Source organism: Lacihabitans sp. CS3-21 (genome assembly GCF_024343675.1).
In the GTDB taxonomy this organism is placed as follows: domain Bacteria; phylum Bacteroidota; class Bacteroidia; order Cytophagales; family Spirosomataceae; genus Leadbetterella.
Genome location: NZ_RJUD01000052.1, coordinates 1 through 1,557 on the forward strand (window position 1 = coordinate 1; position 1,557 = coordinate 1,557).

Annotated in this window: 1 protein-coding gene and 1 pseudogene; one reads left to right on the forward strand and one right to left on the reverse strand. The window is 40.9% G+C overall.

Annotated elements, in window-relative coordinates; genetic code table 11:
- The first annotated feature begins 274 nt into the window (after positions 1-274).
- Positions 275-1,093, forward strand: a complete 819-nt coding sequence (locus EGI24_RS14260) for a mechanosensitive ion channel family protein (RefSeq protein ID WP_255047742.1) — start codon at positions 275-277, stop codon at positions 1,091-1,093.
- A gap of 62 nt (positions 1,094-1,155) precedes the next feature.
- On the opposite strand, the pseudogene EGI24_RS14265 reads toward EGI24_RS14260, so the two are convergent.
- Positions 1,156-1,557: pseudogene (locus EGI24_RS14265) on the reverse strand (peptidase S15); the annotation flags it as partial.

Consider the following 1,557-nt stretch of genomic DNA (forward strand, 5'->3'; position numbering starts at 1 on the left):
TGACAACGTTTTTTCGAGAAAGGGATTTCCGAAGGACATAAAAATTGAGAGTGGGAAAACCACAACGGTTGACATCAGCATTGATACGGGAATTAGGTAAAAGATATGCCCTGTGCTAATTGAATTTTAAGAATTTCAATCCACTTTAGTTTGAAGTCAACTGAGGTAATACCATTTTGCTTTTAATCTGGGTTCCAAAAACTCAAAAAATTCAAACGCATACAGATTGAAAGCATTGAAAAACCACCTTACCTTTGTATGAAAATCATCAAGCATGCCCAACCTAGAAAAATATCTGGAACTAATATTAGCCAACATCATCGCCTACGCACCGAAATTGGTGGGGGCCATTGCCGTTTTAATTATTGGATTTTGGATAGCCAAAAAACTGGAAAAAGCGGTCATTGAACGCCTAAAACGCTCCAATTTCTCGCCCGAAATCACTTCCTTTTTGGGTTCAATATTTGGCATCGCTCTCAAGATAGCCATATTGTTAATGGCCGCTGGCATTGCGGGTTTTGATACTTCAGCACTGGTGGGTATGTTGGCTGCCGCCGGTTTTGCGGTGGGGTTGGCTCTTCAAGGTGGCTTGGGCAACTTCGCCTCGGGTATATTGATCCTCATTTTTAAACCCTACAAAGTGGGCGACTGGATAGACATTAACGGCAAGTTTGGCAAAGTGGAGGAGATTCAGATATTCAATACTATCCTCGTCACTCCTGGCCACAAAACCCTGATTATTCCCAATGCCCAAGTGACCTCCCAAATCGTAACCAACTACTCCAAAAAAGGATTCATCCGGCTAGAAATAGACATACACATGCCTTATGAGGAAAGTTTCCCAAAGATCAAAGGCATCATAGAGCAAGTGCTCGAAAAAACTCCTTTGGTACTAAATGAACCCGTACCACAAATTGGCATCGAAACTTTCGATAACTTTTTTGTAAAAATCAGTGTAAAACCCTACGTTAAGCCTGACGATTATTGGGATGTGACCTATGACATCAGGTCCCGACTAAAAGCAGCTTTCTCAGCAAATCACATTACAGTAACCTACCCAGAGTCTGTCCGTCAAGGAGAAATTGGAGGGTAATTTGTTAAGGTGATAATTAGTTAATTTGCTAATGGGTTAATGATGTAATGGGTGCTTTTGACTCAATATTTAAATACTGGAATTTTTATAAAACTGTCTGCGTACCACTTGATTTGGAGTGGCACCTTAGCGTCTTTTATGGTTTCGGTGCTAACCTCTTTACCAGTTCCATAGTTGATTTCCCAATCGAGGTTTTTGTTGATAGATAAAACAACCGCCAGCCTACTTCCCGCACCGATGGTCTTGGAAGTAAAAAATGAATCCTTAATGCTCAATGTTTCTTTTTTATTTGGGATTAAAAGCTGCCTTTTCTCTCTGTTTTCAATAAAACTGGCCCTTTGAAGGGAGTAACTTAGCCAATGCAGTCGACCGTCAGGCAGTATTTCGTACAGATCGACCCTGATGTCCATGTCTTTTTTGTTGATACAGGCTTTGAGCTTACCCAGAAATTCTCCGTTGACATC

Bases quoted from the DNA above. Each gene is read 5' to 3' on its own strand.
- EGI24_RS14260 (WP_255047742.1), top strand. From the start codon at position 275: ATGCCCAACCTAGAAAAATATCTGGAACTAATATTAGCCAACATCATC.